Origin of the sequence: Pseudothermotoga sp. (assembly GCA_025060105.1) — a bacterium.
Taxonomy (GTDB): Bacteria; Thermotogota; Thermotogae; order Thermotogales; family DSM-5069; genus Pseudothermotoga_A.
On the sequence record JANXCS010000004.1, the window covers coordinates 79,306 to 95,450 of the forward strand.

The 16,145-nt window shown below is 46.2% G+C and carries 17 protein-coding genes and 1 riboswitch; of the genes, 6 read left to right on the forward strand and 11 right to left on the reverse strand.

What is annotated here, in order from left to right:
* Position 1: 1 nt before the first annotated feature.
* The gene (locus NZ875_05125; protein ID MCS7175119.1) at positions 2 to 1,084 is read right to left on the reverse strand and encodes a BMP family ABC transporter substrate-binding protein; all 1,083 of its coding nucleotides are present in this window, start codon (positions 1,082 to 1,084) and stop codon (positions 2 to 4) included.
* Positions 1,081 to 3,012: a hypothetical protein gene (locus tag NZ875_05130; protein ID MCS7175120.1), complete on the reverse strand. Its 1,932-nt coding sequence runs from the start codon at positions 3,010 to 3,012 to the stop codon at positions 1,081 to 1,083. The genes NZ875_05125 and NZ875_05130 overlap by 4 nt, the downstream gene beginning before the upstream one ends.
* A gap of 88 nt (positions 3,013 to 3,100) precedes the next feature.
* On the opposite strand from NZ875_05130, the gene NZ875_05135 reads away from it, so the two are divergent.
* On the forward strand, positions 3,101 to 4,066 hold the full coding sequence (locus NZ875_05135; GenBank protein MCS7175121.1) for a hypothetical protein: 966 nt from the start codon (positions 3,101 to 3,103) through the stop codon (positions 4,064 to 4,066).
* A gap of 94 nt (positions 4,067 to 4,160) precedes the next feature.
* Positions 4,161 to 4,493: a hypothetical protein gene (locus tag NZ875_05140; protein ID MCS7175122.1), complete on the forward strand. Its 333-nt coding sequence runs from the start codon at positions 4,161 to 4,163 to the stop codon at positions 4,491 to 4,493.
* Here NZ875_05140 and NZ875_05145 read toward each other — a convergent pair.
* The 9 genes from NZ875_05145 to NZ875_05185 form a co-directional block, all read right to left on the reverse strand.
* Positions 4,473 to 5,243: an ABC transporter ATP-binding protein gene (locus NZ875_05145; GenBank protein MCS7175123.1), complete on the reverse strand. Its 771-nt coding sequence runs from the start codon at positions 5,241 to 5,243 to the stop codon at positions 4,473 to 4,475. The genes NZ875_05140 and NZ875_05145 overlap by 21 nt on opposite strands.
* Positions 5,221 to 6,222 (reverse strand): iron ABC transporter permease, encoded by a 1,002-nt coding sequence (locus NZ875_05150; protein MCS7175124.1) that lies wholly within the window; start codon positions 6,220 to 6,222, stop codon positions 5,221 to 5,223. The genes NZ875_05145 and NZ875_05150 overlap by 23 nt, the downstream gene beginning before the upstream one ends.
* Positions 6,219 to 7,112, reverse strand: a complete 894-nt coding sequence (locus NZ875_05155; protein MCS7175125.1) for an ABC transporter substrate-binding protein — start codon at positions 7,110 to 7,112, stop codon at positions 6,219 to 6,221. The genes NZ875_05150 and NZ875_05155 overlap by 4 nt, the downstream gene beginning before the upstream one ends.
* A 52-nt stretch (positions 7,113 to 7,164) precedes the next feature.
* Positions 7,165 to 7,344, reverse strand: a riboswitch (cobalamin riboswitch).
* Entirely contained in the window at positions 7,342 to 8,583 is a 1,242-nt protein-coding gene (locus NZ875_05160; GenBank protein MCS7175126.1) for a hypothetical protein, read from the reverse strand. It overlaps the preceding riboswitch by 3 nt.
* Before the next feature lie 19 nt (positions 8,584 to 8,602).
* A complete protein-coding gene (locus NZ875_05165) occupies positions 8,603 to 9,685 on the reverse strand; it encodes a DUF362 domain-containing protein (GenBank protein MCS7175127.1) in 1,083 nt (360 codons plus the stop codon).
* A gap of 12 nt (positions 9,686 to 9,697) precedes the next feature.
* Positions 9,698 to 10,051: an SMR family transporter gene (locus NZ875_05170; GenBank protein ID MCS7175128.1), complete on the reverse strand. Its 354-nt coding sequence runs from the start codon at positions 10,049 to 10,051 to the stop codon at positions 9,698 to 9,700.
* Positions 10,052 to 10,055: 4 nt separating this feature from the next.
* The gene (locus NZ875_05175; protein ID MCS7175129.1) at positions 10,056 to 10,913 is read right to left on the reverse strand and encodes a decaprenyl-phosphate phosphoribosyltransferase; all 858 of its coding nucleotides are present in this window, start codon (positions 10,911 to 10,913) and stop codon (positions 10,056 to 10,058) included.
* Between the two features lie 113 nt (positions 10,914 to 11,026).
* On the reverse strand, positions 11,027 to 12,130 hold the full coding sequence (gene ugpC, locus NZ875_05180) for a sn-glycerol-3-phosphate ABC transporter ATP-binding protein UgpC (GenBank protein ID MCS7175130.1): 1,104 nt from the start codon (positions 12,128 to 12,130) through the stop codon (positions 11,027 to 11,029).
* Between the two features lie 4 nt (positions 12,131 to 12,134).
* Positions 12,135 to 12,398 (reverse strand): type II toxin-antitoxin system Phd/YefM family antitoxin, encoded by a 264-nt coding sequence (locus NZ875_05185; GenBank protein MCS7175131.1) that lies wholly within the window; start codon positions 12,396 to 12,398, stop codon positions 12,135 to 12,137.
* A 133-nt stretch (positions 12,399 to 12,531) separates the two neighbouring features.
* Here NZ875_05185 and NZ875_05190 point away from each other — a divergent pair, with 133 nt between their 5' ends.
* Genes NZ875_05190 through truB form a run of 4 tightly spaced genes read left to right on the forward strand, consistent with a single transcriptional unit; the run spans position 12,532 to position 16,143 of the window.
* Positions 12,532 to 14,004: an ATP-binding protein gene (locus NZ875_05190; GenBank protein ID MCS7175132.1), complete on the forward strand. Its 1,473-nt coding sequence runs from the start codon at positions 12,532 to 12,534 to the stop codon at positions 14,002 to 14,004.
* On the forward strand, positions 14,001 to 14,864 hold the full coding sequence (locus NZ875_05195) for an HDOD domain-containing protein (GenBank protein MCS7175133.1): 864 nt from the start codon (positions 14,001 to 14,003) through the stop codon (positions 14,862 to 14,864). Before NZ875_05190 ends, NZ875_05195 begins: the two co-directional genes overlap by 4 nt.
* Complete coding sequence (gene rbfA, locus NZ875_05200; protein ID MCS7175134.1) at positions 14,861 to 15,220, forward strand: 30S ribosome-binding factor RbfA; 360 nt, start codon at positions 14,861 to 14,863, stop codon at positions 15,218 to 15,220. The genes NZ875_05195 and rbfA overlap by 4 nt, the downstream gene beginning before the upstream one ends.
* The gene (truB, locus tag NZ875_05205; protein ID MCS7175135.1) at positions 15,217 to 16,143 is read left to right on the forward strand and encodes a tRNA pseudouridine(55) synthase TruB; all 927 of its coding nucleotides are present in this window, start codon (positions 15,217 to 15,219) and stop codon (positions 16,141 to 16,143) included. The genes rbfA and truB overlap by 4 nt, the downstream gene beginning before the upstream one ends.
* Positions 16,144 to 16,145: the final 2 nt, after the last annotated feature.

Here is a 16,145-nt window from a genome sequence, read left to right on the forward strand (position 1 = left end):
TTCAGAACGGAAAGCTTATGGAAGGAACTTGGAAAGCTTTCAATGCATCTTCCGTGTCGGGTATGACGAGCTTACCATCTTTGATGAGTTTCGTCAGATATTCCAGCTCGGCTATGACTCTGTTTGGAATCATACCTTTGGTGTACTTCATCGGGCTGACGCCGGCGCCGTTCTCCTTCACACCCAAAATCTTCAAACCACCTTCGAAAGTACCTTCCCAAGCGCTCTTGACACCGTAATAACTGGCCATCGAGATACCCTTCATCGCACTGCACAGTACAACTCCAGGAGCCATGTAGTCTTGGTCCACGTCAACACCTATGGCAAAGAAACCTTTACCGTTCTTCGTGACGTAGTCGATGATGTCGACCAGCTTGTCTGAACCTACGAGTGCCACCATCTTCTCCCTCGCAGCCTCTATACCTCCGTTGCCACAAGCTCCGGCAGCCAAGAAAACTATGTCTGCTCCCTGTGCGTACTGCGCCATGGTCAAGTCCTTACCTTTCTTTGGATCCTCAAAATCGTTGGTGTAACCTCTCAAAATCTCGACTCTCTTCTTGTGGAGTGTGGAATAGATTTTCGCACCGGCTTCATATCCATACCGGAACCTCTCGACCGGTGGTATCGGGATACCTCCAACGAAACCTATCTTGCCGGTGAACGTCATGGCTGCGGCGATGTAACCAGCGTAGAAGCCAGCGTGTTCCTCTTTGAACACGTAGCACAACACGTTCGGCAAACTCTGACCCTGAGGTGGCACGATGTCGATACCGACGAAGTATACCTTGGGGAACTGCTTGGCGACTTTGAACAGCGCATCGGTCATCATGAACCCAACCGCAAAGACCACGTCAGCTTCCTGTGCCGCACGGGTGAGGTTGGGGATGTAATCGGCTTGCTCGTACGACTGAATGACTTTACTTTCTGCGCCGATCTCTTTGGCAGCTCTCACGATACCCTCCCAAGTCCCGTCGTTGAAAGATTTGTCGCCGAGACCTCCGATGTCTGTGACCATGATGACTTTGAATGCCATTGCGAAGACAGCGAGCACGACGACCAGCAACAATACCGTCAACTTTCTCACCGCAACTCCCCCTTTCTGAAGAGTTTCAAGAAGTTAACCACGGCGATGAAAATCCCACTCAGGAAGACCAACGGATTGACAAAAGAGTTCGTTTGGAATTCGATCAAAGGAGCTGTTTGCTCGACTATCAAAATCAAATCGCGACTGTTCGACCAACCAAAGATCGACACAGCTAAAAGTACGACGGCTGGTCCAATTGATATTTTAGGACCCAAAAAGAAACTTGTCAAAAATACGAACATGGAGATCAGCAGGATCGAGAGCGAACGTTTATTCCTCACAACAGAGACGTGCGGTGCTTTCACTTCCTTCGAGTTGTTGAAAACTCGGTCCAAAAACGAAGTTTGCAGATCTGAAAGTATAGGATATTTGACGCTGAAGAGATCTTCTAGATGATTTTTGAACTCTTCTTTCAATTTGAAGGCCGCATAACTCACCAGCTTCGTGCTGTATTTCGTCAATGATGTTAGATCCCTCTCGAACGCCTTTTTCCTCGATCTTTCGTCCAGAAGGTAGAATCTCAAGCTGTTGGAAAGCGACTGAAACGTTTCAATCCTCGCTTTTGAACCAGTATAGCTGAAAAAGTTGGATCGATCGTCGAAGAAAGCACCGTAATTTCTTGAAATGATCACATCGGTTATGATACCTTGTGTCCGCAAACCAGACAGCGTTTCAACCAAATCGTTCAAGATCGCTTTCGTATCTTCTGAAGAAGTGTACATATTTGAAGACAATCTCCTCACATGAAAGGACAACTTGGACAGTTCGTCCATATAGAGTTCCTGCTTGAGTAAGTCATAATATTTCGACTCCAAGAACCGTTCGTGCCTGTCCATGGCCAATTCCGCACAATTGTATACAAACGGCAGAAAAGCTGTGAAAACTATCGCGGTGACAGACAAAACATCGAGCCAAACTGAACGCAGAGATTTTCTCAGCAACCTGAAGATCGAGAAAGTAAAACCCAGCACCAACACGAGTCCGTAAAACAGCGACTCGTACTTCGAAGTGGGATCGAAGAGAAAGAACAGATAGATCGTCTCGAACACGAACACGCAGTTCAGCGCGAAGAGTCGCGCTTTGAGTGATTTGAAGGACACGAGCAAAACCACACCGTACAGAACGAACCTCATCCACCAGTAGTTTCTACGAACTGGTGTCGAACTCTGCACCAACTGCGCCACCTTCGACTGCAAATTCGTGATGGGCTTGACTATGTCCCTAGCGACGAAGGCGGCTTCTCTGTTTATGTGCGCCAAGATTCTTGTAGGATCTTTTTTAGCATTTTCAAACGCTCTCTGTACAGCTTGAGACAAAACCTCTTGAATGGCAGGGTCTGAATAAAACAACGCCAGATCGTGGAGGTGCTGCAAACTGGTCGGGGGATTGAAAACGTAGTCGGCTATTTCCAATTGAAACCTCTGTTCAACGTCTACAGGAGGTTTTTCAGCAACAAGGCCAAGCTGATAAGAAATGACCCAAGCGAAAAAAGCTCTGGCCTCTTTAGTGACGATGTCCCTATAACGTGTGAAGAAATCTATGAAAGAACTGTTTTTCATCACCTCGTCCGCGGTGAGATGTGTTCTTGTGAGCTTGCTGGAGAGATAAGACAGAAATAATGCCGCTGCGAGCTGTTCTTCTTCTTTCTCGAAATTGTAGGATGAATAAATGAAATTGAGGTAATGTCCGAGATCGGGTGTAGCTTCCCTTTTATCCACGCTACCAGCAATGAGGAACCTGTAAAAGCGATAGAGCGAGAAATGTTCGAGTGATTCAACTGTTTGAAGCAAAAATGGATGTTGAATTGATCCAGATTCGTACTCTTGAACCAAATTCAAATACAACTTCAGAGCGTTCTCTGTTTCCAAAGCAAGACATGTTGTTAAAAAGAGAAGAACAACCACAATCAGAATGATCGCTCTTTGCACCGCTCATCCTCCGTACGTTTCAATATTACCATAATCGAATGGCTTCCCAGAAAGGTGATATAATAAGATGCAAACCAGGGGGTAACGAATGCAGATATCCATATTTGGACAATTTAAAATCACGGACAACGAGGGTGAGGTACACGATCTTAAAGTTTTGAAATCGAGAAAGGCACGCGATCTACTACGCTACTTTGTCGTGTTTCACCGAAGAAAAATTCCTGCAGAGCTTTTGTGTGAAATTTTCTGGCCTGGCATGGAAGAAAAGTACGCCCGAAGAAGCTTGCAAACGGCCGTGAGCTCGATCAGACGTTTTCTCAAGGAAGATCTACTGAGCTATCAAGATGGAACTTACTGCTTCGATGAAGAAGGTAGTGTGACCATCGATGCTGAACAGTTTGAGAATTCAATTTTGAGAGCGAAATCCAGCAAAAACGATGAAAAAAGGTTCGTATCGCTCAAAGAAGCTGTTCAAAAGTACACGAACGACGTGATGCCAGATTGTGTCTATCAAGATTGGATCGCACAGGCGAGGGAACATTACAAAGACTTGTTCATCGATGCTCTAATTGAATTGATAGAGTTGTACGAAAGAAAAGGAGATCGAGTTGAAGTTCGAAACCTTTCGAAAAAAGTCTTGAGCGAAGATCCCTTCAACGAAACGGCATGCTTGAGTTACATGAAAGCCACATCTGAGCTCGGCCACGAAATTGAAGCATTACAATTTTATGAGCGCTTCTCCAACAGAATGGAAAAAGAACTCGGTATACTCCCAAGTCAGGAATTGAAGAGCTTTCATGACGAACTTGCTCTACTTCATAAACGGCCCGTCTGGATCATCACTATCAAAGTAAAGAAAATCAACGAAGCTGTAGAAGCGATCAAGAATCTTGTTAGAGAGAAAGACGAGATAAAAATCTTTTCGACCGAGAACGTCGGTGTCTTCGTAAAAGATGTCGATGGAAACACGGCAGAATCGATACAGAAAAGGCTCGAGCAAATTCTAAAAGAACATTCCCTCGAAGCGAAAACTTCCCTCAGGCTGGCACGCTGAAGGTTTCTGTTTTATTCTAAGCAATTTTTCAGTTTGAAATCAGCATTTTTTGAGTGCCACGTTTACGCTTTTTTGTGAAAGCGAGGTAAATTTCGTGGCTTACAAGTTCAAATGTATCGATTGTGGTACCGTCAGTTATTCCACCGCCATGTTGAGGGGAAGAAAGTTGCCGAGGTGTAAAAAGTGTGGAGGTAAATTACTCCGAATCCAACCACCAATGAAGCTGGGGGAAATTCTCATAGAACTGGGGTTCATAACACGCAAAGATCTCGTTCGCGTTTTGAAAATTCAAAGAAAACTGACGAATCGATTGTCGCTTGGAAAGTTACTCACAAAATTGAGACTTGTGAGCCAGAACGAACTTGAAAGAGCTCTGAAGATTCAAAAAGGTATGATGAGTGGAGAATCAGTACAAGACGTAGAGTGAACCCGTCTCTGAGTCCACCACCAATTTGAAACGAGTGTTGTAAACTTGCTCTAAAAGCTTTTCTGTAAGAACTTCTTCTGGTTTACCGTCGGCTACGATCCTACCTTCTTTCATCACCACGAGCCTGTCTGAGATCCGCACAGCGAAGTTTATTTCGTGAAACGCTGCGAGTATGGTTCTTCCTTCCTCATGTAAACGCTTAAGGATCTCAACGACCTCCACGGCGTGTCCTGGATCGAGGTGCGCGGTGGGTTCATCGAAGAGAATTATAGGGGTGTCTTGTGCCAAGATCCTGGCGATCGAAACTCTCCGTTTTTCCCCCGCGCTCAAACTGTTGAAATTCCTGTTCAAATATTGAAGTGCATCCACTTTCTGAAGCGCTTCCCTCACCTTCCGTAGATCGAATTCATCCCAAGAGGTAAAGAAACCCCTTTTGTGAGGGAGCCTACCGGTGAGTACAATCTGGCTGACGAGGAAGGGATAGACTGGATTCAAATCTTCCGTGACGAAACCAACGATCCTTGCGAGCTTTTTTCGACTCACCCGTGTTGGATCGATGCCAGCCACGGTCACAGTACCAAAAATCGGTCTCAACAATCCCGCAACGAGCCTCAGGAGGGTCGTTTTTCCAGAACCGTTGGGACCTATGAGGGAAACGAATTCTCCTTTCTTTACGTGTAGATCTATCGATTTTAGAATCAATTGATCTGTGTAACCAAAATCCACTTTACTCAGTGATATTTCGATCATTCTGTTCACCCTTCTTGAGTAGCACCAGCATCACTGGTACCCCAACGAAGGCTGTGATCACTCCAATGGGCATTTCGGTGGGACTCACAATGGTCCGTGCGATCGCATCACACACGCACAAAAAAATGGAACCGATGATAGCACTCGAGACGAACAGAACCCTGTGGTCATTCCCAAAGACCCTACGGGCCATGTGCGGTGTGATCAAGCCAACGAAACCTATGACTCCCGTGTTCGACACCACGGAAGCGGTCGCAAAGCTACCGAGAACGTAGACGATGACCTTCACGAGTTCGGTGTTCACACCGCTCATCTTCGCTTCGATTTCACCGATGGCCATGGCGTTCAGCTGGTTCGACAAACCCATCGCAACGAAGAAAAAGATCGCAAAACTGACGGAAGGACTGATTAGATCTTCCCATCCCACACCAGAGAGACTTCCAAACAACCAAACGTAAGCGTGGGTTATGTTCCTTCTGAACAGCATGAGCAGTGTGATCGTTGCCGAACTGAACAGCACACTCACCATGACCCCACTGAGCACCAACTCCACGATGGGTATCGTACCATTCCTTCTGGCGAGGAACATGGCTGAAAGTGAAGCGAACATGGCGAATGCGAAACTCAGTAGAGGCAATCTGTACAGATACTGAAAACTGCTCACCGTGGCAAGGTATATAGACAAAACCGCGCCAAAAGAGGCGCCGGAGGAGACGCCAAGGAGGTAAGGATCGACCAAAGGGTTTCGCAGCAATCCTTGAAACGATGCACCGACGGTCGCCAAACTCGCACCGGCCACCAGAGCCATCAGTACACGCGGAAGTCTCAAGTTCCAAACGATGTTTCTGTATCGAGAATTGCGATCGAAAATGGCCAAGATGACCTCCAAAAATTTCGTCTTGACAGTTCCGACCGATAGACACACCAAAACGATCAGTGTGAAAACGATGATCAGAGCGAGCCAACTGAAAAGTTTCATTTCCCGCCACCGTAGAAATCGCTGTAGAATTTTTCAACGAACTTCACCACTTGGGGAACTGGGAGAGTCAACAGATAGCCATCGTACACGTACACGCGTTTATTTTTCACAGCCTTCACAGCCTTCAAAGTTGGATGGTTCAAGATCTTTTCTTTTATCTGCTCCTCCGTAGCGGGTGCATAGTGAGTCACTATTATCACATCCGGATTCTGCGAGACGATGTACTCCATCGATAGTGGCAGAAAACCGTTCGGGCCTGTGAACATCGCCGCCACGTTCGCACCACCAGCCAGTGTGATGAGTTCGTTGAGATAAGAACCCTGTCCACAAGTCCAGATTTCTCTCACGTCTGATCCAGGAACGTCCAGCATGCATAGAACTTTGACTCTCTTATCGAGTGGTATGTTGTAGGCCTCTTTCGCGACCTTCAGGTAGTATTCTTCAAGCTCCTTAGCCAATTTTTTAGCTTTGTCTGGTACACCCATGATGGTTCCGACCAAGATCAGATCGTTCAAAATCTGTTGAACCGTGTTGGCATTCAGAACAACCACTGTGAGCTTCTGCTCTTCAAGTTTCGCAACCTCGGGAAGTTGAAAACCACCGAAAATCAAGACCAAGTCCGGGTTGAGGCTGACGATCTTTTCCACGTTCAATGGAAACAGATCTCCTATCTTTTCGGCTTTGAAATCGTCCCAGTTCGTGACTGCGATTATTCTGTTCTCTAGACCTAAATATTGGAGAAACTTCGTGGTGGATGGTGCTGCGCAGATGACCCTCTCTGGCCGTTTCGAGATCGTGACCAATCTGCCCGCATCGTCGATGATGGTTATCGGATAGGCCAAGAGCAGAGTTACCAGTAGAACGAAAAGAACAGTCAAAAACCTCTTCACGAAAAACACCTCCTCGGCAAAATTTTTCACCACCCTCTCGGTTCCGGAGAGAGTGGTGCTCTCGTCGAAGGGCAGGTCTCCCGGCTTCCGGATCGCCCTACTCCCCACGCCTTCCCAGCTTTCCGCCAGTGGCACGTGTGGGTTTCGTCCCCGGTTACGGTGGCGCCCCCGCGCCGGATTTTCACCGGCTTCCCTTTTGAACCTCCTCGGTACCCTCCGACGCCTCCATTCACTTTTCCGTTGTATTATACAACGACCTCACACCTTTCAAGAAAACAGGAAGAAGATAAGCAAAAGCAGGCAAAAACAAACGAATTTCTCTCAAGACTCCAACGGTGGCGTTCAAGATGAAGAAAGGTATCAACCAAGGCCAAGTCCTGCGGAAAAATTCATCTGACTTCATGTGATTGATAAAAACTAAGATCAAGGCAAAGAAGATCGCTGGGTACACCAAAGACCAAGGATCTGTAAAGTTGTCGATCCTGAAAAAAGCTGTGTAATACTCACTGCTTGGGAAAATGACTTTACTCCAAAGATACGTCATCAAAATTGGTGGTGCGGAATGAAGGAGTATCCTTATCAGACTGGATAATCTTTTCTCAAAACGTGCCAGTCCGTAGAGTAGAGCGACGAAGAGCGCATGGTCTGTCCTGACAAAACACATCGCAACGATCGTTAAAAAGATGCTCCACCAAGGTTTGTTTCGACGTATCAACCACATGGAAAAGACGAACAAAAAAACGGAGATCATGAACTCTTGCTGAGTGAAATCCGCATAGGAAAAAATGAGAAACACCGCGAAGCAGAAGAGCCCAAAATATGCCAGCATTTCGTTCTCAAAAGATCTCAACCAGAGGTACAACACGAAGAACAACAGAAAAGCGAAGACGAACTTCATCGTCGCATAACCGTTGATCAGTTTCGTTAGTTCGCTGTCGCTGTAGAAAACCTGCCTGACCTCGTAAGGCAAACTCTCCACGAGACTGTGCGCAAAAGTGAAGGGATCGTAGAACCATTCTTTCCAACCGATTTGATTCGCGAAATTCATAACAAGACCGGTGACGATAGGATTTTTGGTCAACTCTGTCATTCTCTCTCTGATGAAAGATTCCAAACTCTTCACGAATTTCTCTCTTTCTCGAGTGGGAAAATGCGATTCAAGGTTGAGCTCGTTGTCGAGATTTGCAAGGGGACTTTCATCATAACCACACCATCTTTTCAAATGTCTGTAGGTGTTACAGTACCAACGCACAGGAGAGTATTTAAAGACATATTCGACGAGGAAATACGGTGCCACCCTGTACTGATTTGGGGCTGGTCCTTCGCCTCTAATGAATTTCAAATGATTGTAGTAAACCATGAATCTACCTGCGATCGCGTACATGTTTTCAACCAACCAGAAGTTCACAGCGGTGACCACGTAAGCTATCACAAAAACTGTTAAAAGTAAAAAGAGCGTCTTTTTTCGCACGGTTCTCCCTTCTCACTGTTCAGTATTTTTCCCACAGCTGCCCCCAAGGGCTAGTCTTCCTCCAGTTCCGAAAGATCCTTCGTCCTTTCAAACCCCACCAAAAGACATCGTGATAGAATTCCGAAGCCAGCACGAACAGATACACCAGTGGGGTTCTGAAAAACAATTTTTGAAACCTCTTGAATGGTCCATACCAAAGAAAATCACCAACTTTACTTGCAAGGTTATCACCCACATCGAAGTGATAATCCAAATGCGATATGTCATACCCAACGATCTCAATGTTCTCGAGTTTTCCGTTGCCAAGGCCTTGCTCATCCGCCAATCTTATGTAACCTATCTCCAATGGGTCAAAGCCCATTATCTTCGCCGCCACCGCATCGATCGCCACTTGATCCGCGCTGGCCAGTATCAGATCGGTTCGAACCGGCTTCAACGTTCTCGGTCCAGGGCCGTTCCCCGCCGTGGTTCCATCCATGACCGCAAAGATTCCGCTGTGGATCTCTTTCTGTATCTTCAGCAGATCCACAAGGGTTTCGTGTATCCAACTGTGTGCATAATGGCGTTTCGTGTTCAACAACCCACCGAAGGCGTTTTTCATGGCTCCGGTGGTCGTCGTGTAGATGTGGCACTTCATCGTTGGTAGATGAACGATATTCTTTCCCATGAAGAATTCCGGGATTCTTATGCCTTCTGGAAAGATCTTGTCGAGCACGTTGAGCTTGACCTTAGGTTCATAATTGATCCAGCGCATATGTTCATGTTCAAAGTTGTAGAGTATCGGTACGCTGTATTTTTCATAAACGGAGAGCAACTTGTTCAGCTTTGCACCTTTTTGGGGTTTCGTCACAACGGTTTTGTTCTCGACAGCCACTATCTGTTCGAAACCCTGTTGCTTCAAACCGAGTATGGTAGCTTCGAGTTGCCAAGGGGTGGTGTTGGACGAAGGCATCGGAAGATGCCAAGATATGTTATCTTTCAAGATGACCGGACGTGAAAGGTCCAAAACTTTTCTCACCTCAGCCATTTCGAACACGTGTACGATGTCTCTGAGCACACTTTCTACACTCGTCTTCACCACAAACACTTTCGATTTTTGCATCGCAAACCTCCCTCAGAGCGAAACCAGCCATATACCGACAGCTATCACCATCACACCGATGATCTTCAACAATGTGAGATTTTCTTTGAACAAGAAATGAGAAAAGAGTGATACTATGACAAAACCAGCACTGGTCATGATGGGATAAGCGATGCTCAACTTGAACTTGGTCAAGCTGAACGTGTACAACACGAACGCGATGCCGAAACAGACAAGTCCCACCCAAACGTATACGTTCTTCACCGCGTTGAGTATGAACTGTACGAGTCCTTCATCACGCAGCGACTTGGCGACAGACAATTTTACAAAAACGTTGGCGAGCGCATTCATGAAGAGTGCAACGATCAGCATGAACAATTGTTTCACGTTACTACCTCCCAGTGTAGAGAACGAGCATAACGGTTAAAAACCAAAGCCCGATCGCTATCCAAAGGCCTTTGTCTTTCACCAAAATGTCCGTGGGATCTTCCTGACCACTGAGCATCGAGAGGAGCATGTATCTGAACACACCGTAACAGACAAACGGTACAGTCAGATAAAGCTTGTCGGTGCCGAATTGTTGAACCGTTCTGTTATCCAAAGTGTAGAGTGCATAGAAAACGATCGACGCAGTTCCTGTGGAAACTATCACGCTGGTGAGGAGGTTGGCATCGTAAAGCCGGAGCAGAGGTCTTTGACCGTGGTTGTTCTCGCCAGAGACCGTCAATTCAGCTTTCCTCTTGCTGAATCCTAGGAATAAGGAAAGGAAAAACGTGCTGATGATCAACCACGCAGAGGGTGAAAGGTTCAAAACATAACTTCCAGCCATGACTCTCATCGCAAAACCAGCAGCTATGCAAAAGACATCCACAAGGATCATTTTCTTACCCCTGAACGTGTAGAAAACGTTCAAAAGAACGTAGATCAGAAAGCAAATGAAAACGTACCACGATAAAAGCAAAGAACCAACGAAAGAGACTATCAACAAAGTGAAAAAGAGAAAATAGCTCAACCGAACACTCACCTGACCACTCGCTATTGGACGTTTTTTCTTGGTCGGATGCAGTTTGTCCAACGGCGCATCTTCTATGTCGTTCAGTATGTACACCGCGCTGGACACACAACAAAAAAGTACGAAGACGGCGAAAGAACGTGAAAAATCTCGTAAGAAGAAAAGCTTTCTTGAAAACAACAGAGGAACTATCACGAACAAATTCTTGACCCACTGCTTTGGCCTCAACAGTATCAAAAGATCCAGTTTTTATCACCCCAAGATGCTTCTGTCTCGTGTTTCTGTGATTATACCAAAAATGTTGGGGGCCTTTCGCCCCCAATTCGATGGAAAGGATGTTTCTATTTAGCTCACAGTATCGCTTTTTGTGTTTCTTTGTCGAACACGTGTATCATGTTCATATCGAAGACCAAATCTATCCTTTCACCTTCCTTAGCTTTCGTCCTTGGATCCACCCTCGCAACGAGCGTGTCTTCACCGCAGGTGACGTGTAGAAGCGTTTCGCTACCGAGCGGTTCGACGACGTCCACCATGCCCGTTATCGTGTTTTCTGGTTGTGGAGCGATGGCGAAGAGTTTATCAAAGATGTTCTCCGGCCTTATCCCGAACACGACCTCTTTATCGATCCATTTCTCCAAAATGGGCTCATGCTCTTTGACAACTTTCACTTTGAAACCGCTCGTTTTGATCCATATACCACCGCGTTCAGCGATTATCAAGGCGTTCAAGAAATTCATCGCTGGGCTTCCGATGAATCCAGCAACGAACATGTTCGCTGGTTTGTTGTAAACCTCGTAGGGAGAACCTATCTGCTGGACCATGCCATCCTTCATGACGACGATCTTATCAGCCATCGTCATCGCTTCGACTTGGTCGTGCGTGACGTATATGATCGTCGCACCCAACCTGTGGTGCAGCTTTTTCAACTCGCTCCTCATCTGCACCCTCAGTTTAGCGTCCAAGTTCGACAGTGGCTCGTCGAACAAAAAGACCTTCGGATTCCTCACGATGGCTCTACCAACGGCGACACGCTGTCTCTGACCTCCAGAGAGTTGCCTAGGTTTTCTATCCAAAAGATCTTCAATCCCCAGAATTCTCGCAGCTTCTCTCACTCTTCTATCGATCTCATCCTTCGGAAATTTCCTCAGTTTCAATCCGAACGCCATGTTCTCATAGACAGACATATGTGGATAGAGCGCGTAGTTCTGAAAAACCATGGCGATGTCCCTATCCTTCGGTTCAACATCGTTCACCACTTTACCATCGATCTTGATGACGCCTTTCGTGATCTCTTCCAAACCGGCGATCATCCTCAGTGTGGTCGTCTTTCCACAACCTGACGGTCCCAAGAGCACGGTGAATTCCTTGTCCTCAACCGTCAAAGTCACATCCTTCACCGCCACAACTTTGTTGTCGAAGATCTTCGTAACATTCTCTAGCTCCACCTTCGCCATCGATTCACACCTCCTCAATATCTTCTTGCAAAAGTTCTTTCTGGCTCACTTCACCATGGAGCGATGGATCACCCACTTCGAGCAGGTACAGATCGTAAACCTGATCGAGAAAGTTCATGATCTTTCTGTAACGTTCGTAGTCGATGAGGACGGCGTGTGGGACACCATTTTTGGTTATCACGACATCCGTTTTTCGCGCCTTCTTTAAAACTTCCGAGAACTTCGCCTTGGCACCAGCAAGACTGAAGAACTCGAGTTGTCCTCGCACATCATTCCTCCTTGACCAAAATTATAGTCAAGTTAACAGAAAATTTCAAGCCTTTCGCAACGCTGATCCAGGGGCGATCCCATCGGGTTATAATACTAAGGAAAAAACGCCTTTCGAAGGAGAAGTGCGCGAAATGCCAGGTCAAGTTGCTTCACACAAGCTTTATTCACTACTTTCAAGCTTTATAAGAGAAATAACGAACGCTAAGGAACCTGAACTTTTACTGGATGCCTTGATGAGAATATTTCAAAGATTTGTCGATTGCGATCGCATCGTTGTTCTAGATAAAAATCTTGAGAGTAAAAAAGGAAATCTCCAAGGCTTAGAACTGAACAAAGATTTGAAGTCAATGATAGAGTGGTCTCTGAACAACCACTCTCCCATTTCGCTACCTTCGAACGATCGGGTCGTTCACATTTTTCCACTGGTGAAATCAAACAACGTGCTCGGAGTTTTACTCGCATGGAGCAAGGATGAAATCGTCGTGGAGACAGCTGAACTGCTCCGTACTTTCGCTTTCCTCTCCGCCGTGGTTCTAGAGAACCTCGAGCTCTATTCATCATTGCAACTTCAGCACAGGATGGTCGAAGAAACCAAGAATTACATGCACAGGATTTTGGACTCCTTTCCTCAATACATCGCCGTCTTCGATCAAGGAACGAATATCGTGTTCGCAAACTCTGGCTATATTCAGTTTTCGCTCAACAACAAACTATTGAACCAAATCACGGAATTGGTTCAAAGAACTTTTCTCAAAGAATCGCGCCAGACGCTCGAAGTTGAAGATACCGGCAGTTTCTATTCTCTCGTGGCAGAACCGATAGAATACGAAGGACAACCACAAGTTCTATTGACTATAACGGACGTGACGAACACGAAAGAGGTGGAAAAACTCAAAGCCATAGATCAACTGAAAACGGAGTTCGTTGCGAACATTTCTCACGAATTGAAAACGCCACTCGCAGCGATCAAAGCTTACGCGGAAACCATCTTGACCAGCCTAGATGCTTTGGATCAATCGACGTTGGTTGAATTCGTGCAGATCATCCACAAAGAGAGCGAGCATTTGGAGTCGATACTCGAGGAATTACTCGATTTCTCCAGACTCGAGCAAAGAAGTTTCACACTTGAGAAGAGTACGTTCGATCTGACCGGTTTGATCAGAGAATCGATCAGATCGATGGATGAACTGGCCAGATCGAAAGGTGTTCGGATAGAGTTGCTCACCAAAGAACCCATACTGGTGAGGGCTGATCAGAGACGTTTGAAACAAGTCATTACGAATTTATTGAACAACGGTGTGAAGTACGCAAAAGAAAGCGCGATCGACAAGTACGTGAAAGTTAAAGTGAGCAAACTGCATGAAAAAGTTTTACTGGAAGTGTCAGACAACGGCATAGGTATACCGAAGGAATATCATCAAAAGGTGTTCGAAAGATTCTTCAGAGTGGGAACGATCATGGACCACAGAGTAGAAGGTACTGGTCTCGGTTTGACCATCGCAAAACAGATAGTCGAATTGCATGGAGGACGCATATGGTTAGAGAGTGAACCGAACGTTGGAACGACCGTTTTCGTTGAACTTCCTCTGGAGGTCGAAAAATGAAGCTTGAAGAAATAATCAGCAGGATAGAGGAATTACCAACACCAGACCCAGTTGTTCAAAAAATCATAGCGGTTGCGTCTGATCCCAACGCATCGGCGAAAGATCTTGCAAACGTGATAAGGCTCGATCCAAGCTTGACGGTGCGCGTACTGAGGCTTGTGAATTCTGCCTACTATGGTTTACCAAGAAAAATAGCTGAACTGAGTGAAGCGGTCATGATTCTTGGGTTCAAAACCGTCAGAAACATAGCATTGAGCGTTTTCACTTACAGCTCCGTGGTGAGGAGGAAAAAATCGTCGATCGATCATGTGGGACTGTGGAAGCATTTCGTCGGTGTTGCCGTTGCTTCCGAGCTGATCGCACAGTTGGTGGGGTATCCCAACAAAGAAGAACTCTTCGTAGCAGGACTTTTGCACGACGTGGGAAAGGTGACGCTGGAATTCGTCTCCCCTGAGATGTTCATGGCTGTGGCTAAACTTACAAAAACGTTGAAGATCTCTTTCTTCGAAGCAGAGAAAAAGTTGGACCTTCCCAACCACGCGTTGATAAGTATGAAAACCATAGAAAGATGGGGACTGCCAGAACTCGTATCTCAATCCTGCGGGGGTCATCACACGCCGAACACTTTCTCCGAAAGCCTGTACTCCGATGTGATTTGCATGGTTCACGTGAGCGATTTTTTCGTGAACGCCATTGGTTACGGTGAGTCATATTCTTATGGAGGTTTGGAACTTTCACCTTACGCATTGAACCTTCTGGGATTGAAGCCGAAGATGCTGACCAATTATCTGGGAAAATTGAAAGAAAAACTTGCAACCGCTGAAGAGTTCCTCAAAATAGAGCAGGAGGCGGTAGTATGAAACCCGATTACAGGAAAGCGATGTTGGAATCTGAAATCGTCAAGTTAGTTTCAGAAGCTTTGAGAGAAGCGAAAGATCCGAAGCTGAAAGACCGCATAATCACAGTCTCGAGGGCAGAACTTTCAGCCGACAAGAGGTTTGTTGATGTCTACATCAGCTCGATGGGAGACGAAAAGGAAAGAAAAGATCTCGTGGAACATTTGAACAAGATCAAAGGTTATTTCAGGACTTACTTGGCGAACAATCTCGATCTGTTCGCAGTGCCTCAAGTTCGTTTCAAAGAAGATCCCGGTATAGAAGCGAGTGTAAGGGTCCAAGAATTGCTCAACAAGCTCAAGGAGGAGAAAAAGCAGTGAGTCTTTCCGGCATACTGCTCGTCGATAAACCCAAAGGTCCCACATCCCACGATGTCGTCGAAGTGGTTAGGAAGAAAATGAATCTGAGACGTGTGGGACACGCTGGCACACTCGATCCTTTTGCGACTGGATTGCTCGTGATCGGGATCGGTAATGCTACGAGAATTTTGGAATACCTCATGCAGCACCGCAAAGTTTACAGAGTCAAGATGAAGCTCGGTCTCATCACCGATACTTTCGACATAACTGGGAGAGTTGAAGAAGAAAGACCATGCATCGCAACGAAGGAAGAAATAATACAAGCAGTCAACAGCTTCGTTGGAACTTACGTTCAAATACCACCGGCCTATTCCGCCAAAAAATACAAAGGAGAGAGATTGTACGAGCTGGCGAGACAAGGAAAGATCATCAGGTTACCACCGAGACAGGTGACGATCTACAAGATAGAAGATATAGTTGTGGAAGATCTCACGGTGTCTTTCATCGTTGAAACCAGTCCCGGCACTTACGTGAGATCGCTGTGCATGGACATCGGCTACAAACTAGGTTGTGGTGCCACGGCTTTGGAACTCAGAAGGCTTCGTGTTGGACCGTTCCAAGTTGAGCACGCCGTGGATGTTTACACCGCCAGCGCCGAAGAGTTGTCAAAACGTCTGATTCCCATGTCGAAAGTTCTCGATTTTCCAAAAGTGTGGATAAAGAACGAAGCTCGTGAAAAGGTGCTCAATGGTGTGAAACTCCAAGTGGATGACTTGTTGAACTATGAACATTTCGAGAAGGAAGATGTGGTACAAGTCTTCAGTGGAGAAGAGTTGGTCTGCCTGGCACGTGCCGAAAGACGTTCGAATTTCATAGAAACGCTCCTTAGGCAACAAAGAAACGAAATCGTTCTGAAACCACTCAAAGTCTTCAAGGAGAACTGAGC

Bases quoted from the DNA above. Each gene is read 5' to 3' on its own strand.
- NZ875_05145 (MCS7175123.1), bottom strand. From the start codon at position 5,243: ATGATCGAAATATCACTGAGTAAAGTGGATTTTGGTTACACAGATCAA.
- NZ875_05135 (MCS7175121.1), top strand. From the start codon at position 3,101: ATGCAGATATCCATATTTGGACAATTTAAAATCACGGACAACGAGGGT.
- ugpC (MCS7175130.1), bottom strand. From the start codon at position 12,130: ATGGCGAAGGTGGAGCTAGAGAATGTTACGAAGATCTTCGACAACAAA.
- NZ875_05165 (MCS7175127.1), bottom strand. From the start codon at position 9,685: ATGCAAAAATCGAAAGTGTTTGTGGTGAAGACGAGTGTAGAAAGTGTG.
- NZ875_05150 (MCS7175124.1), bottom strand. From the start codon at position 6,222: ATGAAACTTTTCAGTTGGCTCGCTCTGATCATCGTTTTCACACTGATC.
- NZ875_05190 (MCS7175132.1), top strand. From the start codon at position 12,532: ATGCCAGGTCAAGTTGCTTCACACAAGCTTTATTCACTACTTTCAAGC.
- rbfA (MCS7175134.1), top strand. From the start codon at position 14,861: ATGAAACCCGATTACAGGAAAGCGATGTTGGAATCTGAAATCGTCAAG.
- NZ875_05195 (MCS7175133.1), top strand. From the start codon at position 14,001: ATGAAGCTTGAAGAAATAATCAGCAGGATAGAGGAATTACCAACACCA.